This is a genomic window from Sphingobium sp. TA15 (genome assembly GCF_037101235.1).
In the GTDB taxonomy this organism is placed as follows: Bacteria; Pseudomonadota; Alphaproteobacteria; order Sphingomonadales; family Sphingomonadaceae; genus Sphingobium; species Sphingobium indicum.
Genome location: NZ_AP025355.1, coordinates 3,176,115 through 3,201,692, shown reverse-complemented (window position 1 = coordinate 3,201,692; position 25,578 = coordinate 3,176,115). Strand labels below are relative to the sequence as shown.

The window sequence follows — 25,578 nt, the reverse complement described above, 5'->3', positions numbered from 1 at the left end:
ATGGCGACAAAAGGCAGGGTTGAAGGGAAGGTCGTTCTTATCACCGGTGCGGCGCACGGGCTGGGCAAGGCCGATGCCGAGGCGCTGGCGCGCGAGGGCGCGCGGGTGATCGTCGCCGACGTCGACGAGGAGGAAGCGCAGCGGGTCGTCGACATGCTTCCGGCAGCGATGGCGCTCCGCCTGGACGTGACCTGCGAAGCGCAATGGCAGGCCGCGTTGACGAAAATCATGCAGGCCTATGGCCGGCTCGATGGGCTGGTCAACAATGCGGGCATTGCCGCCTTTGAAACGGTCGAGCAGTCGTCGCTGGAGGCATTCCGCCGCGTGATGGCCGTTTCGGCGGAAGGGACGTTCCTGGGATGCAAGACCTGCCTGCCGGCGCTGGCGGCCAGCGGCGCGGGATCGATCGTCAACATCGCGTCGGTGGCCGCGATCCGGGGCAATCCGGCCGTGTTCGCCTATAGCGCGGCGAAGGGCGCCGTGCTCTCCATGACGCGCAGCCTGATCGTGCATTGCCAGCAGCAGGGCTATCCCGTTCGCGCCAATGTGGTTCTCCCCGGCTCGCACGATACGCAGATGGTGCGCGAAGCCTATCGCTTCGCCGCGCCCGAATTGCGCGAAGCCGCCCGCAAGCACGAAGGACAGCCGGAGCATGTCGCCGACCTGGTCCTGTTCCTGGTGTCGGATGAGTCGGCCCGGTTGAACGGCGCGGAGATCGTCATCGACAATGGCCGGACGGTGGGGTGAGGCTCACTGCCGTTTGAGATCTCCCGCGTAGAAGCGGGATGCCCAGGCGATGCTGCCGGCGCCCGCGAGCGAGAACAGCACCACGGCCGACAGCGCGTAACGCAGCGATGTGTCCTGCATCCCGTCCGCCGCCGCCAGATGATCGCTGAGGAACCCCGTCACCGCCGGCCCCAGGCCCAGCCCGAACAGGTTGAAGACCAGCAGGGTCACGGCCGACGTCAATGCCCGGATGCGCGGCGGGACGACGGACTGCGGGACGCCTATGATCGGGCCGTAATAGAAGAACATCAGCATGGTCGCCAGGAAGCCGAACGCCAGCGACGCCGTCAGCGAAGGGATCAGGAACTGGACCAGCGCGGCGGGGACCATCAGGAGCATCGCGGCGGCGCTCACCCAGACGCGGCCCGCCGCATTGCGCGATCCCGCCGCGTCCGACAGGCGGCCGCCCAGATAGATGCCGATGCCGCCGCCCAGCCCGTTCATCAGCGCCAGCCAGGAGGCGACGTCGGCAAGCGGCATGTGGTGGACGCGCATGTAGAAGGGCGCGGACCAGCTCATCATCGCATATTGGGCGAAGGCATGAAGGGTCGTGCCGATCAGCATGTAGCGATAGGTCCGCAGCCGCCACAGGAAGCGCATGGCTTCGCCGAGGGGCGGCGCTTTTTCCGTTCTCGCAGAAAGGCCGGACCCCGTCCGCGCAGGTTCCCGCACGAGCAGCAGGACGAGCGGCGCCAGGGCCAGCCCTGCGACGCCGATCACCCCGAAAGCGAGACGCCACCCCAGCGCGGCGGCGATCCAGCCGCCCGACGCATAGCCGAGCATGATCCCGGCCGGGAGCGCCAGTCCCCACAGGGCAAGCGCCGTGACCCGCCTTTCGGGCGGGTAGTAATCGGCGATGATGGAATGGGAAGCGGGCACGGAACCGGCTTCCCCCAGCGCGACGCCGATACGGAACGCGACAAGGGAGCCGAAGCCGGTCGCCAGGCCCGAAAGCGCCGTCATGCCGCTCCAGGTGGCAAGCGAGGCGGCGATGATGTTGCGGCGATTGAAGCGGTCCGCCAGCCGCGCGATCGGAAGGGACAGCGTCGCGTAGAACAGCGCGAAGGCAAGGCCGGTGAGCAGTCCGAGCTGACCGTCGCTCAGCCCCAGCTCGCGCTTGATCGGTTCCTGAAGCACCGACAGGACCGTGCGATCGATATAGTTGAACATCGACACCAGCCCCAGCATGACCAGCATCGTCCGGCGCAACCCGGCGGCGGAGGTCGTCGGCGGGGCGGTAAGTCCGATGGGAGGGCTGTTCATGCGACTACCTCTTTAAAGGCTCTTTGATTGAAGGGAGGCCCGCTTTGGGCGGGCCTCCCCGAATTATCGAACTTCCCTCGCCGGTGGTCCGCTTGGCAATCCCTCAGAATTTGAAACGAACCCCCGCCGTGAGCGTGCGCCCTGCGACGTTGTAGAGCGTGAACAGCGTCGGATAGAGAAGGCCCGGCGCGGCGGCCGCGGCCACCAGCGGCGGCTTGCGGTCGAACAGGTTGGTGGCTGTCACGAACAGCTCCGGCTCCCCGCGCACGTCGAACTTATAGGATGCCGTGGCGTCGGTATAGAAGACCGGCTTGATCGCCGGGACAGCATAAAAGGACGTCGGATCGTTCTTGAGGTTGCCGATGGTCACCTTGCCGATCATCGATTCCTGCACGAACAGCGTCAGGCCGCCATTGGTGTAATTGGCGCTGAGCGTGCCCCTGAACTTGGGATAGGCATAGCCCGTCTGGCTGTTGACGCCATGGCCGGCATAATCGATCACCGGCGCGATGGAATTGGTCTGAGACTTGTAGCGATCCAGATAGTTGGCGAAGGCGCGCAGCGCGAGTTCGCCATCGCCCAGCTTGGTCCGGTACGACATGGCGATGTCGAGGCCGCTGGTGCGCAGGAAACTGATGTTCTGCGTGATGAGGCTCACCGAAATCGGATAGTTGGCGGGTGAGCGATCGCTGAACGGCAGCGGCCTTTCGATAAGAGCGCATGTCGGCGACGTGCCGTTCGACGTTTCGCACTCGTTGACGACATCGTTCAGCCCCTGCGTGGCGATGGCGCCCTTGATCTTGAGGTCGTAATAATCGACCGAAACGTCGAAGCCGGGCAGGAAACTGGGGCTGAGGACCACGCCCGCGGCGAACGTGTCGCCGGTTTCGGGATCGAGGTTGGGATTGCCGCCGCTGAATTGACGGATCGAACCCGGCTGGCCCGTGTGAGGGTCGTTGAAGTTCACCGGCGCGGTCTGAACGCCCGCGAACAGTTCGAACAGCGAGGGCGCGCGAATATCGCGCGAGCGCGTGACGCGGAACATCACGTCCTCAATCGGCTTGTAGACCGCGCCGACCTTCCAGGTCTTGACGCTTCCGCTGGTGCTGTAGTCGGTGAGGCGGAAAGCGCCGTTGAGGCTCAGTTCCTCGGCAAGGGGCTGGCCCTTGAATATCGGAACCTGCGCTTCGGCAAACACCTCCTTCACGTTCAGCTTGCCGAAGGCCGAGCCGACATTGGTGTTGTTGAAGCGGGTCATGCGATTGGCCGGAATGCCCCGCAACCCGGTGAAGTCGATGGGCACGGCGGGATCGGAATTGGACGTCAGGTCCAGCTTCTGCTTGCGATATTGCCCGCCAATGGCGACCGTGACCGGGCCTGCCGGAAGCTCGAAAACGTCCCCGCGCGCCGACAGGACGAAGTCGTCGGTCGAGTTCATGGCGCGGTAGCGGGATACGCCGAGCACGGTTTGCAGATCGGCGGCGGAGGGCGTTCCCGCGCCGAAGACATTGAGCGGCGTGCACCCCGGATAGAGGCCGGGGTTGGTCAGCGTGACGCGGCAGACGATCGAACCGTTAGGTCCGCGAACCGCGTCCAGCGCCGCTGCCAGCTTCGGAATCTCGACCTGCGTCTGGGCGAATTTGGTGACGGACTTGCCATGGGTATAGTCGGCAGTGATGTTCCATCCGCCCAGGTTCCACTCAAGGCCGCCGTTGATGAGATAGGCGTTGGTCGCCTCCCGCGTCGGGATCGGTCCCTGCTCGGCGATGAAGCGGAAGACGGTGAAGTTGTCATTCGGCCCCATTTGCGCCTGGACCGCCGGGTCCAGGAAGGCGTTGCCGCTGAAGAAGCGGAAACCCAGCACGGACTGGGCCTGCGTGTCATAGCTGGTGACGCTGCGCGAGTAGCTGCCCTGGACATGCGCCGTCAGCCCATCGGTCAGGTCGTAGGCCAGCCGGCCAAAGCCCTGGGTCGTCGTCAGCGGCGCGATCAACTGGTTGAAGCCGGGAATGTAGAGGCCGTCGCCGCCCACATTGGTGCCCGGCGTGCCGGTCGGCGTGCCGCGCTGTATCGGACGCACCGCGCCGCCGGGCAGGAAGATAGTGTTGACGAGCGCGGGCACCGTGCTCGCCGTGATGATGCCGTTATTATAGTCGTTCGTCGTGAAGCGCAGGTTCGGCAGGAAGATGAACGGATTTGCCTCGCGGCCTGGCGCGGCGGTCGATCCGGGGACCGAACCCACGGCCGCATAGGCGTCGTCACCGTAGATGCGCGCGCTGCGCTTGATGCCATCGCTGTGAAAGCGCTCGACCGAGGCGAGGACATGGCCGCGATCGCCTGCAAAGCTCATGCCCCCCGCAATGCCGATGCGGTAGTTGCCAAGGTCGCCGCGGGTGGACACGCCGCGCTGCGCGACGCCCTTCACCCCGGTGAACTTCTTGTCGAGGACGAAGTTCACCGCGCCGCTGACGGCGTCGGAGCCGTAGACGGCGGATGCGCCGCCGGTCACGACGTCGACCCGCTGGATCAGCAGTTGCGGGATCGTGTTGACGTCCACCGCGCCGCGGAATGTCGTGGGCGGCACGCGGATGCCGTCGAGCAGGATCAGCGCCCGCGTCGGGCCGACGCCGCGCAGGTTGAGCAGATTGCCATGCTCGCCGCTATTGCCCTGCAACTGGCTGTTGGATTGCGGGCTGACGGAGTTGGCGAATTGCGGCAACTTGTTGATCGCGTCGGCAAGGTTGGTGGGGGTCGCCTTCTCCAGTTCCGTGGTGGGCGCGACGGTGACGGGCGTCGGCTGGTTATAGCCGTCGCGCACGACGCGCGTTCCGGTGACGATGATGTCTTGCGCGGAAGGCGCGCCGGCATCCTCCGCCGACTGCGCTTCGGCCGTTGCCGTCGCCGCCGTTTGCGCATGGGCCGGCACGATGATCCCGGCAAACGCGCATCCCGAAAGGAGCGCTACTCGGCCAATCTTGAACCTTGTCATCATCTCTCTCCCTCTGATTAGGGCCATTTTGTCTTTCGCCCAGAAATCTCTTCCATCCTGTGAGCAGATCAGCGCGCGCCAGCCTCCTGCGCCGCCAGCCAGGCGGCCTTGGCGAGCGGTTCGATCCGCGTGACGATGTCGCCGGCATTGCTTGCGGTCTGCACGCCGTCGCGCGCCCGGCCGGCTATGCCCTGCAAAATGGCGGCCACCCGGAACAGGTTGAAGGCGCGGTAGAAGGGGTGCGTCGGATCGCAGCGAAGGCCGGTCCGCTCGCAATAGCGCCGGGCATAATCTTCGGCCGTGGGAATGCCGAGCGCGGCAAGATCGGCGCCGCGCAGGGTTCCGCGCACATCCACGCCCTCCGGCCTGAACCACTCCATCATATGATAGGTGAGGTCGCCGAGCGGATCGCCCAGGGTCGACAATTCCCAGTCTATGACGGCGGAAACACGCGGTTCGGTTGGGTGGACCAGCAGGTTGTGGAAGGAATAATCGCCATGAATGATCGTGGTGCGCTCCTCCGTGGCGGGCACCGCATCCGGCAACCAGGCGACAAGCCGGTCCATTTCGGGAATGTCGCGGGTGCGCGAGGCTTCATATTGCCGCGACCAGCGCGAAATCTGCCGCGCGAAATAATTGCCCGGCTTGCCATAGTCGGCCAGGCCGAGCGCCGTGAAATCGACCAGATGCAGGCGGGCAAGCGTTTCATTGGCGGAATCGTAGATGGCGGCGCGTTCAGCCCGGTCGAGGCCCGGCATGCGCGGATCCCAGAAGCTGCGCCCCGGAACGTAGCGCATCACGTAGAAGATGCTGCCGATGACATCCTCGTCCTCGCAAAGCAGCAGCGGCTCGGCGACCGGCAGGCCGGCTTCGTGCAGGGCCATGGTGATGCGATATTCGCGATCCACCGCATGGGCGGACTTCAGCAATATGCCCGCGGGCTTGCGCCGCAGGACGTAGCTTTGGTCCTGCGTCGACAGGAGGAAGGTCGGGTTGGACTGACCGCCCTCGAACCGCTGGACGCGCATCGGTCCGGAAAAATCGGCGATCCGGCCCGCCAGATAAGCGGCAAGACGGGTCTCGTCGAAGGCGCTGTTGGCGGCGACATCGACGGTCGAGCCGATCGTCGCGGCGGGCTGCGCAGCGCTCACGATGCCGCCCCTTCCGCATATTTGGCCAGTTCCATCCGGGCAAGCTGGCGTTCATGGACCTCGTCGGGTCCATCGGTCAGCCGCACGATGCGGGTGTTCGCCCAGAGCTCCGCCAGGCCGAAATCGTCGCTGACGCCGCCGCCGCCATGCGCCTGGATGGCGTCGTCGACGATTTGCTGCGCCATTTTCGGCGCGGCGATCTTGATCATCGCGATTTCGGCGCGCGCGGCCTTGTTGCCGACCGTGTCCATCATGTGGGCGGCCTTCAGGCACAGCAGGCGCGCCATCTCGATCTCGCAACGGGCGCGGGCGATCCGCTCCTCCCAGACCGAATGTTCGGCGATCGCCTTGCCGAAGGCCCGTCGCGAAAGGAGGCGGCGGCACATCTTCTCCAGCGCGACCTCCATGGTCGCGATGTTGCGCATCGTGTGGTGGATGCGCCCCGGCCCCAGCCGCCCCTGCGCGATTTCGAAGCCGCAGCCTTCGCCGAGCAGCATATTCTCCGCCGGCACGCGGACATTCTCCAGCGCCACCTCGAAATGCCCGTGCGGCGCATGATCGTAACCGAAGACGGGCAGATGGCGCACGAGCGTCACGCCCGGCGTGTCGCGCGGCACCAGGATCATCGACTGCTGCCGGTAGGGCGCGGCGTCCGGATCGGTCTTGCCCATGACGATGAAGAAGTCGCAGCGCGGATGGCCCGCGCCCGACGACCACCATTTCCGGCCGTTGATGACATAGTCGCCGCCGTCGCGGCGAATGTCGGTCTGGATGTTCCGCGCATCGGAGGAGGCGACGGCCGGTTCGGTCATCAGGAAGGCGGACCGGGTCTTCCCGTCGCGCAGCGGCACCATGAAGCGCTGCTTCTGCTCGGCCGTGCCATAGCGATGCAGCACCTCGAAATTGCCGGTGTCGGGCGCCATGCAGTTGAACACCTCGCTGGCGAAGGAAATCCGGCCCATCAGCTCGGCGATCGGCGCATATTCGACGTTGGTAAGGCCGACGCTGGTGAAAAATTCGTCGTCATGCTCAGATGGCGGCATGAAGATGTTCCACAGCCCCGCCTGCCGCGCCTTGTCCTTGAGTTCATCGAACACGGGCGGGATCTCGGTCCAGCGGTCGATCGCGGCGGACTGTTGGTGATAGACCGGAACGGCAGGAACGATATGCTCCTCCATGAACGCCCTTACGCGCTCCATCCATTCCCTGGATTTGGCCGACTGTTCGAAATCCACGCATCCGCTCCAGATATGCCGCCGGATTCGAGCCGGCCTGCTCATGTTCTAATACTCACCCGACCGATCGGTCGAGCGATAAGTAGTCGACCGACTGGTCGGCTGTCAAACTGGTCAGGGAAGAAATTTTTGGTTGACGCCCGACCAGTCGGTCGATCATCTGGGTCGCAGGAGAGCAAGCGATGACGAACAGCCCACTCATGGAAGTCGCCCTGTTGCGGGGCTATGCGCCGTACACGCTTGCAGGATATGACATTTTCCGATCGGTGATCGAGTCGGACGGCGCGGTGCCGGCTCGTCTGAAAGCGCTGTTCGCAGCGGTGGCTGCCGTCGATCGCCGCCATTTGTCCCTGGCGCGCCGGGAACTGGAACGCGGCGTATCGCTTGGCCTGACATCGAAGGAGGCGACCGCTGGCCTCATCGTGCTGTCCAGCCTCCGCGGCGAGGCTGCGGCGCTCGATTTCGCGCAGATCATCGAGGAGAGTTTCGGCGACGCCCAGGCGCCGGTCCCGCAACCCCTGCCCAAGGCGGCGGAGGGAGAGGCGGAGGCCAATTTCCGGGCCTATTGGGCGGGAAGCATCCCGGCGCCGCTCGGCGCGTTGATGCGCCTGGCGCCCGAAGCGGCGGACGCCTATTATCTCATGCGGCGGGGCAGCATCGACGCCAACCCGCTGTCCGCCAAATATGGCGAACTGCTCCTGCTCGCCATATTGGCGGCCGGATACAGTCCCATGGCCGCGACCCATGTGCGCGGCGCGCGCAATGCAGGCGCGAGCGACGAGGAAATTGCCGAAGCAGTGCTGTGCGCCATTCCGTCGGCGGGGATCGCCGCCTGGATGGCGGTGGGCGGCATGCTTGCCCCGCCCGAAGAAGGCGGCATCGCCCGCTGAAAACGACCGATCTTTTCACATCTTTGCCAAGGAGAGAGTTACATGGAACCGGAAAAGGACGTCATCCAATATGAAGTGGCCGATAACGGCATCTGCACGATCTGGCTCAACCGTCCCCATGTGAAGAATTGCGTCAGCCCCCAGCTTCTGCGCGACCTTGAGGTGGCGGTGGACAAGGCGGCCGAGGACGATTCGGTGCTGGCCGTCGTGTTCCGCGGTCGCGGCCACACCTTCTGCGCCGGCGCGGATCTTGGGCAGCTTGTGGGTCCGGTGCTGCACGAAACCAGCACCTCGCTTCAGCTCGCGATCGACTCGGCGCGCACCTATGACAAGATCTACAACATGAAGAAGCCGACCATCGCCTGCGTCGAGGGCTATGCGGTTGCCGGCGGGTTCGAGCTTTTCATCTCCTGCGACTTCGGCATCGCCGCCGACGACGCCAAGATCGGCGACTTCCACATCCGCCGCGCGCTGTTCGGCGGCGCCGGCCCGATCTATCGCCTGCCGCGCTACATCGGCATGCGCAAGTCGAAGGAGCTGATGCTGACCGGCAAGCTCTTGTCCGGCAAGGAATGCGTCGAATGGGGCTTGTGCAACGCCTCGGCGCCCAGCGACCAGTTGGAGCAGTTGATCCAGGATTTCTGCGCACCGCTGATCGACAAGAGCCCCTTCTGCATGTGGATGACCAAGATGGCGGTCAATCGCGGCATGGACGCCGACACCAACTCGCTCATCACGCTGGAGACGATGACCTGCAACGTGGTCCATCACTCCGCCGATGCGAAGGAAGGCGTCGCGGCGTTCCTCGAAAAGCGCCAGCCGGTCTGGACGGGCAAGTAAGCCATGGCGGTCAGCATGGTCGTCCTGGCCAGCCGGCCGCGGGACTGGACGCAGGAGCAGTTCACCAACTGGTGGCGAGGGCCGCATGCCGACGCCGCCAGGGTGCTGCCGGGGCTGATAGCCTATCGGCACGGCGCGGTGACGAAGGATTACGACAATCCCGAAGCGCCGGGCTGGGACGGGCATGCCGTGCTGACCTTCGCCGACCAGGCGGCGCTCGACGCCGCCTTCGCCTCGCCCGAATGGAAGGCGGCGACCGCCCAGACGAAGGGCATGGGCGGTCGGCGCATCATCCTCATCACCGATGAAGTCGATCTGCTTGCCGGAGACGATCATGGCTGACTGGAACCCCGGTTTCACCGCCGCGCAATTCCGTCTGGACGGCAAGCGCGCGCTCATAACCGGCGGACGCGGCGCGCTGGCCGAAGCGATGGCCGCGACGCTGGCGGACCTGGGCTGCGCCGTCGCCCTCGCCTCCCGCACGGAGGCCGACTGCGCCGATCTGGCGGCCGGCATAGCCGAGCGGTTCCGGGTTCCGGCCATCGGCCTTTCCTGCAACATCGCTGACGAGGCATCGGTGGAGGCGGCGGTCGCGGGAACGGTCGACCGGCTGGGCGGGCTCGACATCCTCATCAACAATGCAGGCGCGTCCTGGTGGGGACTGCCGCAGGACATCCCGCTCAAGGGCTGGCAGAAGGTGATGGACGTCAATGTGACCGGCACCTTCCTCGCCTGCCGCCACGCCGCGCGCCACATGATCGCGGCGGGCGGCGGCGCCATCGTCAACATCGCTTCGGTGGGCGCCTTCCTGTCCTATCAGCCGGACGCGGGGCAGGTCGTTCCCTACACGACCAGCAAGGCGGCGATCGTCCACCTGACGAGCGATCTCGCCGCCCAATGGGCCGGGCACAATATCCGCGTCAACGCCATCGCGCCCGGATCGATCGAGACCGGGATGACCGAGACGCTCGATCCCGCCATCCAGGAAAGGACGCGGGCGGGCATATTGATGCGCCGCTTCGGCCGCCCGGAGGAGGTGGCGGGCACGCTCGCCCTGCTGGCGTCGGACGCGGGCAGCTTCATCACGGGCCAGACCTTCCTGGTCGACGGAGGCCAATCCCTTGCCTGAGGAGCAAAGCCATCCGTCGTTCGAATGGGATGCCGAGCGGCTCTGGCCGCAATTCGCACGCCGTGCCGACGCAGAGCCGGACGCGCTTGCCCTGGCGGATTGCGACGACCGACTGTGGAGCCGGGGGGAATTGCGGGAGCAGGCGATTGAAATCGCGGCCTTGCTGAAAGGGGCAGGCGTAGAGCCGGGCGACCGCGTCCTCGTCACCGCCCACAAAAGCCCCGCGACAATCGCCACGGCGCTCGCCATATCGTCGCTGCAGGCGATCTTCTGCCCCGTATCGCCAAAGCTCGGAGCGGGCGACCTTGCCTTGCTCGAATCCTCGCTCGGCCATGTCGTCAAGGTGAGCGGAGCCGGCAGCGCCCTGCCCGATATTTTCGCTGCTGTCGGCGGACGATCGAGCGACCCCCGCGATCGCGACACCGCGCTCATCGGCTTCACCTCCGGCAGCACCGGCGTCCCCAAGGGGGTGATGCACGGCCCGGAAGCCCTGAATTACGCGACCCGCGCCTGCGCCGCCATTGCAGGCCTGCAACCGGACGACGCGATCCTGGGCATCGTCCCGCTCGACAGCGCGCCCGGCTTCACCTTCACCGCGCATTTCGCGTTGTCCCTGGGCCATCCGCTTGTGCTGGTCGATCCATGGGTGCCCGCCGAGGCGCTGCGACGGGCCGAACGCTATGGCTGCGGCTGGGCGATCGCGGTGCCGACGCATCTGTTCACGATGGTGGAGGCCGCCCGGCTTGGCGAATGGACCGGCCGCCTGCCGCTCCGCGCCATGGCGGTGGGCGGCAGCGCGATGACGCCGGAACTGATCGAGGACGCCGACCGGCTGCTCGGCCTCAAGGCGTTGCGCATGTTCGGCATGTCCGAATGCATGGGCCATGCCTCCACCCATCCGTCCCATTCGCTGGAACGCCGTCAGCTTTTCGACGGCATCCCCTTTCCCGGCACGCAGGAGGAGGCGTTCGACGCCGATTTGCGTCCCCTGCCGCGCGGCAGCCGGGGTCAGGCGGGCGTGCGCGGCCCCTCCCTCTTCCTGGGCTATGCGCAGGGCATGGGCGCGGGGCAGGAGCGCATGACGCCCGACGGCTTCTACCTGACCGGGGACGAGATCGTCCGCGATCAGGACGGCTTCGTCCGGGTGGTCGGCCGCATCAAGGACCAGATCATTCGCGGCGGCTTCAACATCGACCCGGCCGAGGTGGAGGCGGCGCTGCTGCGCCATCCCGCCGTCGCGGAAGTTGCGGTGGTCGCGGTGCCCGAACGCAAGCTGGGCGAACAGGCCTGCGCCGTCTGCCGGCTGCGCACGGATGACGGGAGCATCGACCTGCCCGCCCTGCTCGACCATCTCTCGCAGCAGGGTTTGTCCCGCAAGAAATGGCCCGAACATCTGGTGCTGGTCGAGGCGATGGCCGTCACCGCCACCGGCAAGCTCGACAAGAAGGCGATGGCCGCCATCGCCGTGGAGGAGGTCGCCCGCAGGCGCGCGGAGCCGCCCACCAGACAGGACGCATGACATGAAGCAGACCGCAACCAGCGTCGTCGTCGACGGCGTCGCCCTGATCACGCTCGACAATCCGCCGGTGAACGCGCTCTCGGCGTCCCTCCGCCAGGGATTGCAGGCCGAACTCGAGCAGGCGTTCGGCGACGAAGAGGTCGGTGCCATCCTGTTGCTCTGCGCCGGCCGGACCTTCATCGCCGGCGCGGACATCACCGAATTCGGCCAGCCTTGGCAACCCCCTTCCCTGCCCGACCTGTGCGCCATGCTGGACGGTGCGCCCAAGCCCGTCATAGCTGCCATTCATGGCACGGCGCTCGGCGGCGGGTTCGAACTGGCGCTCGCCTGCCACTATCGGGTGGCGGCGCGGAGCGCGAAGGTCGGCTTGCCGGAGGTGCATCTCGGCCTGCTTCCCGGCGCCGGCGGCACCCAGCGCGTACCCCGGATCGTCGGCGCGGAGGCGGCGCTCGACATCATCACGTCCGGGCGGCAGATCAAGGCTGCCGAAGCTCTTTCGCTGGGGCTGGTCGACGCCGTAGTCGACGATGCGGCCTTGGCGGAAGAAGCGCTGGCCTTCGCACGCCGTGTCGTGGCGGACGGCGGCGCGAAGCCGCGGATACGCGACCGGGCCGATGCAATCGAGGGCGATCGGAATCGCCCGGAACTGTTCACCGCCTTCGCCGCTGCGAACGCGCGCCGCTTCAAGGGGTTCGTCGCGCCCGCCGCCATCATCGGGGCCGTCGAGGCGGCGGTGACGCTTCCGTTCGACGAAGGGCTGGCAAAGGAAACCGCCCTGTTCGAGCGGCTGGTCGCCAGCCCGGAGTCCGCTGCCCAGCGCCATGTCTTCTTTGCAGAGCGCGAGGCGGCCCGCGTTCCCGACATCGGGCCCGACATATCCGCGATCGACATCCGATCGGTGGGCGTGATCGGCGCCGGCACGATGGGCGGCGGCATCACGATGAACTTCCTGAACGCCGGCATCCCCATCACGCTGGTTGAAACCACTCAGGAAGCGCTGGATCGCGGCATCGCCACCATCCGCCGCAACTATGAGACGACGGCCGCCAAGGGGCGCATGACGGCGGCGCAGGTGGAGCAGCGCATGGGCCTGATCTCGCCCAGCCTCGACCTCGCCGCGCTTGCTGACGCCGATCTCATCATCGAAGCCGTCTATGAGAGCATGGACGTCAAGACGGACATCTTCGCCAGGCTCGACCGGATCGCCAAGCTGGGAGCCATCCTGGCGTCCAACACCTCCTTCCTCGACCTCAATCGCATCGCTGCGGCGACCAGCCGGCCCGAATGGGTCGTGGGTCTCCACTTCTTCTCGCCCGCCAATGTCATGCGCTTGCTGGAGGTGGTGCGAGGCGCGGCAACGTCCAAGCCCGTGGTCGCGACGGCGATGCGGCTTGCCAAGCGGATCGGCAAGGTGGCGGTGCTGAGCGGGGTGTGCGACGGCTTCATCGCCAACCGTCTGCTGGCTCCGCGCGGCGCCCAGGCCGAAGCGATGATGCTGGAAGGCACGCCGATTGCGGAGATCGACCGCGTACTCGTCGATTATGGCTTTGCCATGGGCCATTTCCAGATGATGGATCTGGTCGGGCTGGACGTCATCGGCCGGAACGCGACGGAACGGACCGTGATGGGCGATCTGGTCGCCGCCGGTCGGCTGGGCCAGAAGCGCGGCGCGGGCTATTATGATTATGACGAGAAGCGGCGCTCGCGTCCTTCGGACGTGACAGGCAGCCTGATAAAGGAGGTGGCGGCAGCCCGCGGCGTCGCGCATGCTCCCACGTCGGGCGACGAGGCGCTGCTTGCGCGGCTGCTCTATCCGGTCGTCAATGAGGGCGCGAAGATCCTGGAGGAAGGCATCGCGCTGCGCGCCTCCGACATCGATATAGCCGCCGTGCTGGGCTATAACTGGCCGGTCTATCGCGGTGGACCGCTTTTCTGGGCCGATCAGGTGGGGCTGGATCGGATCGTCGCGGAGATGCGCCGGCTTGAGGCGGTGCATGGCGAAACCTTCCGCCCCGCGCCGCTGCTCGTGCGGCTGGCGGAGGCGGGGCGGCGGTTCGGCGACGGGTCGTGACCCTCAATCGCTCCTGGGTGCTTGCGCAAAGGCCCGAAGGCACGGTGCGGGCCAGTGACTTCGCCTATCGGGAGCAGGCATTCGACATGCCCGCCCTGCAGGAAGGCGACATTCTCGTCCGCACGCGGATCATCTCCTGCGCGCCGACGATCCGCAACTGGCTGAACCCGCCCGAACGCAGCTATCGCGGCGCGATCGGCATCGGCGATCCGATCCGGGGCATGGCTGCGGTCGAAGTGCTGGCGTCGCGCCACCCGCGCTTTGCGGAGGGGCAATGGTTGACGGCGGTCGCGCCCTGGCAGGACTTTGCCGTCCTGCGTCCGGACGAGGCTGCCGTCCCCGTCACGCCAATAGAGGCTTGGATGGATCCGGTCGACGCGATGACGCTTTATTCGCCCAACAGCCTGACCGCCTATTTCGGCCTCTTCGCGGTGGGGGAGCCAAAGCCCGGCATGACCGTGCTCGTATCCGGCGCGGCCGGATCGGTCGGCGCGATGGCGTGCCAGATGGCCCGCATCGCTGGCTGCCGGGTCATTGCGGTGGCGGGCGGCCCGGAAAAATGCCGTTGGCTGAAGGAGGACGTCGGGGCGGAGGTCGCCATCGACTACCGCTCGGCAGACCTCCCATCGGCCTTGAAGCATGCCAGTCCCGACGGCATAAACATCTTCTTCGACAATGTGGGCGGCGACGTGCTGCAGGCTGCGGTCGACCGGATGGCGCCCCATGGCCGCATCGTGCTTTGCGGACAATTGGCCGCCTATGATTCAAATGAACCGGCCGCCGGACCCAGGGATATGATGAAGCTGGTCTATGGGCGGATTCGGATGCAGGGCTTTGTCGTCGGGGACTATGCCGACGACTATGCGTCCGCGATCGCATCGATACGACAATGGGAAGCTGAAGGACGGCTGCGCAATCGTTATGATATGCGCGACGGGTTCGAGCGCATACCCAACGCGTTCGTCGACATCTTCAACGGGCGCAATGCCGGAACACTGATCGTCCGAATCTAAATCCTCGTGCTTCGCGAGAGACATGTCCACTCGAAAATCTGCCCTGTCCGTAGCGCTTGAGGTCCATGCCCGCCCGGAATTTTGGTCGCTTGAGGGCCTGAAATCTCGTTCCGTCATTTCTCGTCAAGGCGAAAGCGCAATTCACTCGTGCCCGACATCATGTGCATGCGGTTGGGCATGGCCATGGGTCCGGAGATAGCGTTCGTCGATGGCGGCGATCATGGCCTCGGCCTTTTCGCCGCCGACGAGCTTCATCAGCTCATCGACCTTCGCCTCCAGACGATCGTCATTTTCCTTTGAGGCCGGCGATCCAACATACAGGAAATAGGCCAGGCCAACGACCTGCCAGATCAGTTGGAGGAATTCCGACTGCCAGTTCTCGAATGTGTCGCGGCCCATCTCGACCAGATAGCTGCCTACCTCGACTAGCTGCCCGTGCTCTCGAGCCTCTTCGACGAACGCGTACCAACCGAAAATCCAGTGCGCGGCGATCGAAACCAGGAAGAACAGGGCTGTAATCCAGCCATAGGCGTAGCGCTTCATCAAACAGGCTCCTCGCTGGCAAGTGGTCCCGTAACTCCGGGAGGATTGTTGCTCATCAGTAACGCAGATGAACTGGATGGGTTCATCGTCGAGCGGAGAAGCGCGGCGGCAGGCTGCGGGTTCAACAGACGCCGCATCCAACCGTAAAATGCTATTGCGAGTTATTCGCGTTTATTTTAGAGAGCCGATCGTTCGAACTCGGTCGCCTGCGCATGTGCTGACAGGATCATCACGCGGCAGCCCTCCGAAAGAGACAAACAGACGAAAGGGTATTCCGTTGAAGTCGATCAAGTCGTTGCTGCTGGGCAGCGTCGCCATGAGCTTTTGCGCAGCCGCGCAGGCCCAGGAGGCTGCGCCGGGCAGCGATGACCAGGGCGCCATCGTCGTCACGGGCACCTACACGCTCGATCATAGCATCGATACGGCGACCGGCCTTGGCCTCGCCCTGCGAGAGACGCCGCAGTCGGTCAGCGTCATGACCGCCCAGCGCATCCTCGACCAGAACCTGATCACCGTGAAGGACGTGATCCAGAACGGGGTCGGCGTGGCGGTCAACGAAGTCGATGACGTGCGCAACAGCTTCTATGCGCGCGGCTTCGAAATCCGCAATACGCAGATCGACGGCGTGCCGGCGGCCTGGACGCTGGCCGGCGCCAATGGCGAGACGAGCGCCGACGTGTCGATCTACGAGCGGGTCGAGATCGTGCGCGGCGCGACCGGCTTCCTCTCGGGCGCGGGCGATCCGTCCGCGTCGGTCAACCTCGTCCGCAAGCATGCCGATTTCGCGGACTTCAAGGGCTATCTCAATGCGGGCGTCGGCAGTTGGGACAGCTGGCGCCTATCGGCCGACCTGGGCGGCGCGCTCACCCCGGACGGCCGCGTCCGCGCCCGCGTCGTCGGCCGCTACGAGCGGGGGAAGAGCTATATCGACATCCAGGACAGGAAGAAGTGGGTGCTCTACGGCGTCGTCGAAGCCGATGTGACCGATTCCACGCTTGTCCGTGTGGGCATCTCCCATCAGGACACTAAGCCGAGCGGCGCGACCTGGGGCGCTCTGCCGACCTTCTACAGCGACGGCACGACGACATTTCTGCCCCGCTCGCAGACCACGGCGGCGGACTGGACCTATTGGAACACGACCAACCAGAATATCTTTGCGACCGTGCGCCAGGCGTTCGGGGAGCGCTGGAGCCTGACCGTCAATTACAATCGCCTGAAGAATAGCGGCGACACGCAACTTCTGTATCTCTACGGCAATGTGAACAAGGCGACGGGGACGATCGATTCCTCCAATCCCTACAAGTCGACCGGCGAAAGCGTCCAGGAGAGCTTCGACGGGCAGCTCAAGGGCGAGGTCTCGCTGTTCGGCCGCGATCATGAAGTCGTGCTGGGGGCGCTGCACAGCATCCTCAATCGCCATACCGACAATTTTGTGGCGCCCTACACTCGGAACAACCCGGCCTGGGGCGCAGGATTGAACGACTGGGCGAACAATGTTCCGCTCGTGGGTGAGGTCGGCGTGCCCTTCCCAGAGCCGGTCTGGGGCACCACGCCCGTCCGCAACGAGCAGGAGCGCATCAAACAGACCGGCTATTATGCCGCGGTCCGCCTGAATATCGCCGATCCGTTCAAGGCCGTCGTCGGCGGCCGTCTGGCGAGCTGGCATCAGACCGGCTTCGCCTGGAGCGGTCCCAGCGACTATGGCAATGACGATGTGTTCATTCCCTATGTCGGCGCCTTGCTGGACGTGGCGCCGAACCACCGCCTCTATGCAAGCTATACCAGGATCTTCCAGCCGCAGAACCTGCTCGACCGCAACCTGCGGCAACTCGACCCGCTGAACGGCAATGCCTTCGAGATCGGCGTGAAGAGCAGCTTCTTCGGCGACAAGTTCCAGACTTCCATCGCGCTGTTCCAGATCAAGCAAGACAATGTCGGCCAGCCCGATATCATGGTCACGCCGCCCGGCGGCGGCCTGCCGCAGCAGACCTATGTCGCGGCCGAGGGCATCACCAGCAAGGGCGTCGAACTTGAAGCGACCGGCCAGCTGCTGCCCGGCTGGAACGTCAACGCAAGCTATAGCCGGTTCTGGGCGGACTACAGCAATGGCGCTCCGGCGAACACGGACCAGCCGCGCAAATTGCTCAAGGTCTTCACCACCTACAGCTTTCCGGTGCTCGGCCGCGACCTGACGCTTGGCGGCGGCGTCAACTATCGCGGCGTGGCTTATTCGACCGGCGCCAACCCGGTCACGCTTGCGCCCTTCCGGTTCACGCAGGGCGCCTATACGCTGGTGAGCGTGATGGCGCGCTACAACATCACCGACCAGGTCGAAATCCAGGCCAATGTCGAGAACCTGCTCGACAAGACCTATTTCAGCCAAGTCGGCTTCTATAGCCAATATCGCTATGGCGCCCCGCGGAACTTCACGGTCGGCGCGACCTATCGCTTCTGATGGCTGACACGCTTCTGATCCTCGCAGGCGTCAGCGCGGCATGCGGGAGTGCCGCGCTGCGCCATGCATGGTCCCTGCACCGGCGCTCCAGCCTGTGGAATGCCGCGGGCTGGGGCTTGTTCCTGCTCGGCGTCGTCACCGGCTGGTGGGGAGCGGGCGCCTGGGGCGTCTCGGTCGCGTCGCTTGTCGGCATGAGCGCGGCGCTGCTGATCCTCAGCCATGCCGCCATCACGTCGCCCGCCGCCGGCAGTGCCAAGGCCTCGAACAGGCGTGTCGGCATGCTGCCCGAACGCGGCGAGCCGCTCCATCTCCGGCGGCGGCTGATGACCTTCCTGATCGTCGTCATCTTGGCGATGATCGTCTCGACAGGGCTTGGCATCGCCGCCTATGGCCTCATGGCGCTGACCGGCGCGGCCGAGGCCAATTCCGTCGTGACGGGCTTCTTCGTGACGCCGCTTGCCTGGTCGATCCTCGCCTATGCGCTCCTGATAGAGGAGCGCCGCATCCGCCAATGGGCGACGCTCGGCATCTTGGCCGTGCCGGGGGCGCTGGCTCTGATATTTGGATTGTCCGCATGACGACCATCGCCCCTGAAAGCTCGACAGTGAAGCGCGCTCTTTCGGCGCATGCCGCCATCGGCCTGCTCGCCGGCGCGCTGCTCTATATCGTCAGCCTCTCCGGCACGCTCGCTGTCTTCTACCAGGAGTTTCAGCGCATTGAGCAGCCCAGGGCGCCGGAAATGGCGTCGATCGATCCGCAGGCGGTGCAACGCGGCATCGAGGCGGTGCTCGCTCGCGAGAAAGGCAAGCCGCTTGCCACCCATCTCTATGTCCACCTTCCCGTGGAAGGGCTGCCGCGCACGGTCATCACCACCGACACGCAGGCCGTGCATATCGACAGGACCGGCAAGATCGCGGGCAAGGAGGAGATCGCCTGGTCCGACTTCCTCGCCCAGCTCCACTATATGCTCAACATTCCGGGCCTGTTCGGCTTCATCCTGGTCGGCATTCTGGGCGTCATGATGCTGACGCTCTCGCTCTCCGGCGTGATCGCCCATCCCCGCATCTTCCGCGACGCTTTCCGCCTGCGCGCCCGCGACAAGGGGGGCCTTGGCCTTGCCGACTGGCACAACCGGATGAGCGTCTGGACGCTGCCCTTCATCCTCGCCATCTCGCTCACCGGCGCGCTCATCGGCACGGCAGACCTCACCGCCTATGGCATTGGCGCAACGGGCTACAAGGGCGATATGGAGGCAGTCTATGCGTCCATCTTCGGCCCCGAGGGCAAGCCCGATACCAAGGCGGCGCCAGCGCCCAATATCGCGGCGGCGCTCGACTATATGGCCGCACATTATCCCGGCCGACGCCTCACCTATGTGACGCTGCACGACCCTCTGACCGCCGGGCAGCATGTTCAGATCGTCGGCACCTTCGAACGCAGGCTGGTGTTCGGCGAATATTATAATTTCGACGCGGCCGGTCGCGTCATCGGCAGAGCCGGCATCTCCGACGGTCCCGCAGGCCGGCAGATGGCCGCCTCCAACTATAATCTGCATTTCGGCAATTTCGGCGGCCTGCCGGTCAAGATGGCCTATTTCATCCTTGGCATGGCGCTCACGGCCATCTGCGCGACGGGCACCTATATCTGGCTGGGCAAGCGCGAGCGGCGTGGCATCGGGGCGCCGCGCATCCGCGCCGCGTGGGATGCCGTGGTCTGGGGCGCGCCGCTGATCCTTGCCCTGGCATTTGTCCTGCGCAAGACGCTGGGCAACGACCTGCCGCTGGTCGCGATCTTCTGGGGAGGTCTTGCCGCCATACTGGTCGGCGCATGGTTCTTTGCGGCGCCCGGACAGATTGCCAAGCTGCTCAAGCGAGCGCTTGTGCTGGCGTGCGGCCTGGGTTCGGCCCTGGCCCTCGCCGGTTTTTGAATGCCGATCGGTCTCCAGGGAGCTGCATGAATCGAACTGAATGGACGACTGCTTGTAGCACCCGACTGGCGAAAGCCGTTATTTTCAGGGATTTCCAACCAACATAATGGATTGGAAGAAAATGGTGCCAGAAGAGGACTCGAAATCAGATTTTATGCAATTGTTTTAAAATCTTAGTCCTCAAAACGAGTTCGACTAAATACCCTCATTTGTACCCGCAGCAGTGAATGACGGAGAGGTTCGATGCCCAAAACCGCCTCTTTGACAACTTTTTTCGATCTATTCGCGCCTACCATATTCCGCCGCAGTCTGCACCTGATCGCAACCATATTTTTTTTGGTGATGCCCTCGTCTATGCGTGGTCCCCCGGGGAAGCCTGTGACCCTTCCTCGCCACTCGGAGGGCAATTTTGTTTCTCAGGTTCTGACCGTCCGGCGCGCAATTCCAGCCGATTCCAAAGGCCAGTCTCGGCAAAGGATGCAGGAAAACTTCCAACTCTCATGACGGACGCCCTGCATCGCGACCGGCCAAGGGGAAAGCGCCAGGAAGGGGTGTCCGCGCCAACCGCCCGTTCCCAAAACCGCAAGTAGAGGCATCAACTGCGGTTGAAGGCCCAACGTAGTGTGTGGGCAATGATGAAGGCACTTGCCCGAACTAAGGGTGACGCCAGCGGCCGTGCCGGGAAGCCATGCAACTGTTTTGCCCAAGGCGGCAATATATCGACCGACGCCTGCATCAGCATGGACTGGGCAGGCCTCATCGCCGTGGATGGCGCCGGTTGCGACAGGATCATGCGGGCGACGGCGCGGGTGCGGGTATCGGCCTTCAACTCCGGCAGGAACGATGTCATCAGCGCTTCAGCCTCCGCGCGGCTTTCGGGCACCGGATCAGCGCCCAGTGCGCGGGCGATCTGCGCCGCCTGTTTAAAATAGCGGTCCTGATTCGCACGGCTCATGCCCGGTTCGGCAAAGGCGATCCAGGCGTCGAGAAAACCCATCGCTTCGCAGACATGGACCCAGGCGAGCAGACGTGGATCTGTGGCGGCATAGGGCGTGCCATCGGGAAGGACGCCCTTCACGCGTTCATGCACCTGACGCACCCGATCGATGGCCGCTTCCGCTTCGGCCCGATCGCCAAAGGTGGTGACGGCGATGAAGCGGGCGGTGCGCCGCAACCGGCCCAGCATGTCGCCGCGAAAGCCGCTATGGTCCCAGACGCCGGCCAGTGCTGCTGGGTGCAACATCTGGAGCAGCAAGGCGGTTACGCCGCCTATCATCATCGTCGTCACATCGCCATGCACGCGCCAGATCACAGACTGGCGCGGATAGAGGGCGTTGTCGGAACGCACAACCGGCCTTTCGCCACGATCCCGGTCATTGAAGACATTCTGTATCCGCCGGACCAGCATATGCCGCAGATATTCTGTCGGCGGCAGAAATAGAGCGTTGGCCATGGTCATCAGCCTTCCTTGAGAGCAAGCGGGCGGACGGGCACGTCCGTCAGGATCATCTTGTCCCCGCCGGTGATGGCGGCCAGCGCCACGTCCAGATTCGGATAGCGGAAGCTGAAACCGCTTCGGGTTGCGACGGCAGGCAAGACCCGCTGACCGTTCAGCAGCAACTCCTCCGCAAAGCCACTCAACAGGCGGCGCAGCGGCCAAGCTGGCACCGGCAGCATCGCGGGTCGATGCAGAGCGCGGCCCAGCGCAGCGGTGAAGGTGCGGTTGGTGACTGGTACCGGTGCCGTGCCGTTGACCGGGCCGTTGATTTCCGGGCGGGCAAGGCAATGGACGATCAGGCGGACAAGGTCGTCGCGATGAATCCAACTCATCCAGTGCCGGCCGTCGCCGAAGCGCCCTCCCAGCCCATATTCGAAAGGCGCCAGCATCCGCGCCAGCATCCCGCCGCTGGCGTCCAGCACCAAACCCGTGCGCAGATAGACGGTGCGAACGCCAAGTCCTTCAGCGCGGCGCGCGGCCCGTTCCCAGTTCAGACACACATGGCGGGAGAAGCAGGGCTTACCTTCATCGCTTTCGTCAAGTTTTTCGTCGCCGCGCAGGCCGTAGATACCGATCGCCGATCCACTCACCAGTACCTCCGGGCGATGATGGAGCCGCTGTATCAAGCGCAAGACATTCTGCGTCATGCCCATCCGCGAGCGAACGATGCGCTGGCGCTTGGCGCGGGTCCACGGGCTGTTGGAAATCGGCTCGCCCGCTAGATTGACGATGGCGTCGATGCGCGTATCAGGCGAGATCGCGTCAAGGCTGGTGATGATGCGGACCGGGCCGGCCTGAAGCAGGGGCGCGGCCCTGGCCCGGTCGCGGGCCAGCACGGTCACGTCATGGCCGGCGCTGGCCAGCGCCTCCACCAATCGACTGCCGACAAAGCCTGTGCCACCCGTCACCAGCACAGTTTTGCTATGCCCGAGGGCCGCGGCGAGCGGGGCGGGATCTGCCGGAACCAGCCGCGGGCAACGGCGCGCCGCCGCCAGGTCACGCAGGCCGGACACAAATACGCCGAAAGCGGCAATGGCACAGAACCAACTCATCATGCCATAGTGAACGGGCATGATCGCGCTTGGCTCCCCGGCCCAGTCCAACAACCGGGGGATCAGCATGGCGAGGATGACACCGTAATTGAGCGTCAGCAAAGTATGAGTGATCCGTTCCGTCGCGGGGAGGTGACGGGTGCGGTCCTCCTCGACGAAATCCCACAGGGTGATGAACAGTTCGCCCGCCAGCAGCAGGATCAGCGCAATTGCCCAACCGCCCTTTGGGATGGTCCAGCCCAAGCAGGCGAAGGCCAGCATATAGGCGAGGTTGCGGATGCCGTGGAGGCGCAGTTCCACGCTCTGGCCCGGTCGCCAGGCGAGCCGCTCGGTCCCTTCATGATGATAGAAAGTGTCGAATGCGCCCATCGTCATTTGTAGGGCGATGAAAAGCCAGAGAGTGGTCGTCATGGCTGGACCTCCTGTTGCGAGGCGGGCTGATCGTGAAAATGGCCGACCTGGCGAATGAGCTCGCCAAGCAGGGGATGGCGGAGAGAGAGGGTGAAGGCGAACGAGCCCTCCCCCATGTCCTCATGATCGATGCTGAGTGCGCCAGGGGCGATCCAGCGCGGCAGGCGCAGCCGCAGGGCGCCGATGCAGAGGAAATAATGATGGCTGCGGAAGCGGATGCCAGTTGCACTCGCCTCTACGGTCAGGGCGATGCCGAAGCCCGCGCCCAAATATTCCTCCAGCCCGGTGGGGCCAGCGAACCGCTTGGCGCTGTGGATCACCTGGGGAAAGCCGCGCGGGCGGGCGTACATGCGGGTCCAGACCTGCCCGCCGCTGGCGCCATCCTCCGTCACCGTGACGACCGCAGCCATGCCGCTGTCCCGGCCAAGCGGCAGCGGCGATCCGATAAGGCGGCACGCCTGCGCCAGCAGCCAGCCCAGTGGCCGCATGCGGCAGGTCATGACCTGCCCCGCATAGCCGACCGAACGGCCGGGCAGCAGGCGCTTGGCGAAGCGGCTCCGTACCGCCCGCGGCAGCCTGTCCCATGCCTCCGCGCCCAGCAATGCCCGAAAGCGCATGTCGGATATCTGGTCAGGGCATGAATGGCGAAAGACGCTATCGTCTGTCCTAAGGAGCGCTGGTCTAGCCATCTTCCGTTCCTCCAATATATTCGGTTATTTCTGTATTGAGAGAAATATCTGGGCAAAAAGGAAAGCCTATTCGATCTCCTTCTTTCCACCCTTTCCGCTGACGAATTTGAGCAAGCCCACAACCTTCGATCCCATGCGGATTAGGGTCATAATCTGGGCAGGGGGGACATTCAGCATCTGTTGATACCAGCCTTCCACCGTGTTCATGAAATCGTGCATCGAATGAAGACGCTGGCGGACGGCCGGGCTGATCCGGGGATCGTCGGCATGTGCCATGGCGGCGCGGATCGCGGCGACCATGGGGTCGATTTCCCGCTCCTTGCGCCCTTGGGCGACCTTCGTCGCCATCTGCCACAGATCGGTTTCCGCCTCATAATGATCGCGCCGATCGCCCAGCACGGGGACGCGCCAGGCCAGCTTCCAGGCCAGCAGTTCGCGCAGGCTATTCGACACGTTGGAGCGAGCCATTCCCAGCTTGTCGGCAATATCCTCCGCCGTCAGCGGCCGGTCGGACAGGAAAAGCAGCGCATGAATCTGCGCTACCGACCGGTTCACGCCCCACTGGCCGCCCATATCGCCCCAGCGCAGCACGAACTGTTCCACTGCGGGAGGAAGACCTTGTGACTCGTTAGATATTTCTGTCATGACAGAAATATCTAACGATAATGCCAGCATGTCAAGGCCGACTGATCCTTACCGTTAACAGGAGGTTTCCGGATGCCTGATAGTGGACATACCGGAAGCGTGCTCAACTGCACCGGCAATGGTGGCTTTGTTCGACGATCCGAACTGTCCGCTTATGGAAGGCGGGAAAGGAGAAGCGGACTCTCAGTTACCTTGAGCGTCATCACCGCTTTCGACCCTTCCTTGCCGCTCAGGCGCCAATTTTCCATCGCCAGGTCCGGAAGGGCAGCAATTCGAACTTCGCCCTTCAAAACTGACCGGTTGCCGACAGGCAGGTTTTGACGAGCAAACCAAGGATGCTGCCATGACGGCAGCATCCTTGGTAAGCCGCCCTGCGCTCGAACGAGGATGGCCTGGGTAACGCTCGCCGCACCGCTGCGCTAAAACAGCCCAATGCTGAGAGCTTATATCGACGATTCTGTTTCCAATACTGGCGACCGACGGCTGGTGCTTGCTGCACTGATTCAAAGTGAGGCGACATGGGCGGCGTTCGAAGTGGATTGGCGACGTGCGCTCGCCGAGCCGCCCGCAATCGGCTATTTTAAGATGGCCGAGGCGCAGAACCGGCGCGACCAGTTCAAGGGGTTTTCCGAGAAAGAACGAAACCGCAAAGTCCATGCGCTCGCCGACATCGTCGCCCGTCATGCACCCTGGGGTTTTCACGCCTCGGTCAGCACGACTGACTATCGCGAATTGATCGAGCCAGCCGCGCCCTTCCCTATGCGAACGCCCTATTTCCTGCTGTTCTACGCGATCGTATTCGGGGTCGCGCGGATGCATGAGGCGCTTAGCGTTAGCGAGCCGTGCGACTTCATCTTCGATCAACATTCCGGGCTCGATAAGAAGACACTGCCTATGCTCAACGACATGATCGCGACCTCAAGCGGATCATGGGGCGGTCAGATCAGCGGCAGTGTTCGCTTTGCCGACGACAAGGACGAGGTCGCCATCCAAGCCTCGGATTTGCTGGCTTGGCTGATTCGACGCGAGGGCGATGGCCAATTACCGCCCGGATGCGACGGATTGATGGACAAGCTCGTCATCTACGGCGTCAATCGTTTTGCCGACGTCGATAGGGCGTGGCTCGAGCAGATCAGCGCTGGCTTCTCGGAAATCCCGCGCGCGAACTCCATCGACAAACAGGGTTGGCGGGAAATGATTCCGATCTGGGAGGGCGGTCACGCCAAGGCACTGAACGATGCCGTCATTGCAGCCGGGCTCTACCCACCCGAGGACTAGCAACCCGCGGATCACCTCGGTGATCTCGCCAGTGCGTCGCTCGTGTCTCACGGGAACCGACCCTTGGTGATGACTGGAAGCGTCTGCTGGAACACGAAGTTGGCGTTGTAGGTGTTAGAAGCCTGCGCCGGAGCCGGAGTAGCGCAACAGACTCCGACAAAGAGACTGGCGATCACATTCTTGCTGATCATTGC

22 protein-coding genes are annotated in these 25,578 nt (G+C 64.5%); 12 read left to right on the top strand and 10 right to left on the bottom strand.

What is annotated here, in order from left to right:
* A complete protein-coding gene (locus Sj15T_RS15700) occupies nt 1–747 on the top strand; it encodes an SDR family oxidoreductase (protein WP_013039009.1) in 747 nt (248 codons plus the stop codon).
* 3 nt (nt 748–750) lie between these two features.
* On the opposite strand, the gene Sj15T_RS15695 is transcribed toward Sj15T_RS15700, so the two are convergent.
* The 4 genes from Sj15T_RS15695 to Sj15T_RS15680 all read right to left on the bottom strand — a co-directional run bounded on the left by Sj15T_RS15695 (nt 751) and on the right by Sj15T_RS15680 (nt 7,424).
* Entirely contained in the window at nt 751–2,049 is a 1,299-nt protein-coding gene (locus Sj15T_RS15695; protein ID WP_013039008.1) for an MFS transporter, read from the bottom strand.
* Nucleotides 2,050–2,152: 103 nt separating this feature from the next.
* Nucleotides 2,153–5,038, bottom strand: a complete 2,886-nt coding sequence (locus Sj15T_RS15690; protein WP_253720677.1) for a TonB-dependent receptor — start codon at nt 5,036–5,038, stop codon at nt 2,153–2,155.
* Between the two features lie 68 nt (nt 5,039–5,106).
* Nucleotides 5,107–6,189 (bottom strand): phosphotransferase family protein, encoded by a 1,083-nt coding sequence (locus tag Sj15T_RS15685; RefSeq protein WP_013039006.1) that lies wholly within the window; start codon nt 6,187–6,189, stop codon nt 5,107–5,109.
* Nucleotides 6,186–7,424 (bottom strand): acyl-CoA dehydrogenase family protein, encoded by a 1,239-nt coding sequence (locus tag Sj15T_RS15680; protein WP_007682881.1) that lies wholly within the window; start codon nt 7,422–7,424, stop codon nt 6,186–6,188. Before Sj15T_RS15680 ends, Sj15T_RS15685 begins: the two co-directional genes overlap by 4 nt.
* A gap of 182 nt (nt 7,425–7,606) precedes the next feature.
* Here Sj15T_RS15680 and Sj15T_RS15675 point away from each other — a divergent pair, with 182 nt between their 5' ends.
* Genes Sj15T_RS15675 through Sj15T_RS15645 form a run of 7 tightly spaced genes read left to right on the top strand, consistent with a single transcriptional unit; the run spans nt 7,607 to nt 14,886 of the window.
* A complete protein-coding gene (locus Sj15T_RS15675; RefSeq protein WP_013039004.1) occupies nt 7,607–8,314 on the top strand; it encodes a carboxymuconolactone decarboxylase family protein in 708 nt (235 codons plus the stop codon).
* 42 nt (nt 8,315–8,356) lie between these two features.
* On the top strand, nt 8,357–9,154 hold the full coding sequence (locus tag Sj15T_RS15670; protein ID WP_013039003.1) for an enoyl-CoA hydratase/isomerase family protein: 798 nt from the start codon (nt 8,357–8,359) through the stop codon (nt 9,152–9,154).
* A 3-nt stretch (nt 9,155–9,157) separates the two neighbouring features.
* Nucleotides 9,158–9,496: an EthD family reductase gene (locus Sj15T_RS15665; protein ID WP_013039002.1), complete on the top strand. Its 339-nt coding sequence runs from the start codon at nt 9,158–9,160 to the stop codon at nt 9,494–9,496.
* Nucleotides 9,489–10,283, top strand: a complete 795-nt coding sequence (locus tag Sj15T_RS15660) for an SDR family oxidoreductase (protein WP_013039001.1) — start codon at nt 9,489–9,491, stop codon at nt 10,281–10,283. The genes Sj15T_RS15665 and Sj15T_RS15660 overlap by 8 nt, the downstream gene beginning before the upstream one ends.
* Entirely contained in the window at nt 10,276–11,802 is a 1,527-nt protein-coding gene (locus Sj15T_RS15655; RefSeq protein WP_013039000.1) for a class I adenylate-forming enzyme family protein, read from the top strand. Before Sj15T_RS15660 ends, Sj15T_RS15655 begins: the two co-directional genes overlap by 8 nt.
* 1 nt (nt 11,803) lies before the next feature.
* Nucleotides 11,804–13,873, top strand: coding sequence for a 3-hydroxyacyl-CoA dehydrogenase NAD-binding domain-containing protein (locus Sj15T_RS15650; RefSeq protein WP_013038999.1), 2,070 nt, complete (start codon nt 11,804–11,806; stop codon nt 13,871–13,873).
* On the top strand, nt 13,870–14,886 hold the full coding sequence (locus tag Sj15T_RS15645; RefSeq protein ID WP_013038998.1) for an NADP-dependent oxidoreductase: 1,017 nt from the start codon (nt 13,870–13,872) through the stop codon (nt 14,884–14,886). The genes Sj15T_RS15650 and Sj15T_RS15645 overlap by 4 nt, the downstream gene beginning before the upstream one ends.
* A 141-nt stretch (nt 14,887–15,027) precedes the next feature.
* Here the strand turns inward: Sj15T_RS15645 and Sj15T_RS15640 are convergent, their stop codons facing one another.
* Nucleotides 15,028–15,429, bottom strand: a complete 402-nt coding sequence (locus Sj15T_RS15640) for a DUF6766 family protein (protein WP_013038997.1) — start codon at nt 15,427–15,429, stop codon at nt 15,028–15,030.
* Between the two features lie 277 nt (nt 15,430–15,706).
* Here Sj15T_RS15640 and Sj15T_RS15635 point away from each other — a divergent pair, with 277 nt between their 5' ends.
* From Sj15T_RS15635 to Sj15T_RS15625, 3 genes are read left to right on the top strand one after another with little or no spacing between them, the layout of a single operon-like run.
* Nucleotides 15,707–17,884 carry a TonB-dependent siderophore receptor gene (locus Sj15T_RS15635; RefSeq protein ID WP_013038996.1) on the top strand — a complete coding sequence of 726 codons (2,178 nt, stop codon included), beginning with the start codon at nt 15,707–15,709 and terminating at the stop codon, nt 17,882–17,884.
* Nucleotides 17,884–18,462, top strand: a complete 579-nt coding sequence (locus Sj15T_RS15630) for a hypothetical protein (protein WP_013038995.1) — start codon at nt 17,884–17,886, stop codon at nt 18,460–18,462. The genes Sj15T_RS15635 and Sj15T_RS15630 overlap by 1 nt, the downstream gene beginning before the upstream one ends.
* The gene (locus Sj15T_RS15625; protein WP_013038994.1) at nt 18,459–19,811 is read left to right on the top strand and encodes a PepSY-associated TM helix domain-containing protein; all 1,353 of its coding nucleotides are present in this window, start codon (nt 18,459–18,461) and stop codon (nt 19,809–19,811) included. Before Sj15T_RS15630 ends, Sj15T_RS15625 begins: the two co-directional genes overlap by 4 nt.
* Nucleotides 19,812–20,406: 595 nt before the next feature.
* Here Sj15T_RS15625 and Sj15T_RS15620 read toward each other — a convergent pair.
* From Sj15T_RS15620 to Sj15T_RS15605, 4 genes are all read right to left on the bottom strand, one after another.
* Nucleotides 20,407–21,270 carry an oxygenase MpaB family protein gene (locus Sj15T_RS15620; RefSeq protein WP_013038992.1) on the bottom strand — a complete coding sequence of 288 codons (864 nt, stop codon included), beginning with the start codon at nt 21,268–21,270 and terminating at the stop codon, nt 20,407–20,409.
* Nucleotides 21,270–22,772, bottom strand: a complete 1,503-nt coding sequence (locus tag Sj15T_RS15615) for a TIGR01777 family oxidoreductase (RefSeq protein WP_013038991.1) — start codon at nt 22,770–22,772, stop codon at nt 21,270–21,272. Before Sj15T_RS15615 ends, Sj15T_RS15620 begins: the two co-directional genes overlap by 1 nt.
* Nucleotides 22,769–23,389: a DUF4166 domain-containing protein gene (locus Sj15T_RS15610; RefSeq protein ID WP_013038990.1), complete on the bottom strand. Its 621-nt coding sequence runs from the start codon at nt 23,387–23,389 to the stop codon at nt 22,769–22,771. Before Sj15T_RS15610 ends, Sj15T_RS15615 begins: the two co-directional genes overlap by 4 nt.
* A 138-nt stretch (nt 23,390–23,527) precedes the next feature.
* Entirely contained in the window at nt 23,528–24,136 is a 609-nt protein-coding gene (locus Sj15T_RS15605; protein WP_253720676.1) for a MarR family transcriptional regulator, read from the bottom strand.
* A 402-nt stretch (nt 24,137–24,538) separates the two neighbouring features.
* Between Sj15T_RS15605 and Sj15T_RS15600 the strand changes: the two genes are divergently transcribed.
* A complete protein-coding gene (locus tag Sj15T_RS15600) occupies nt 24,539–25,384 on the top strand; it encodes a DUF3800 domain-containing protein (protein ID WP_013038987.1) in 846 nt (281 codons plus the stop codon).
* 47 nt (nt 25,385–25,431) lie between these two features.
* Here the strand turns inward: Sj15T_RS15600 and Sj15T_RS15595 are convergent, their stop codons facing one another.
* On the bottom strand, nt 25,432–25,575 hold the full coding sequence (locus Sj15T_RS15595) for a hypothetical protein (protein ID WP_013038986.1): 144 nt from the start codon (nt 25,573–25,575) through the stop codon (nt 25,432–25,434).
* Between the last annotated feature and the right edge of the window lie 3 nt (nt 25,576–25,578).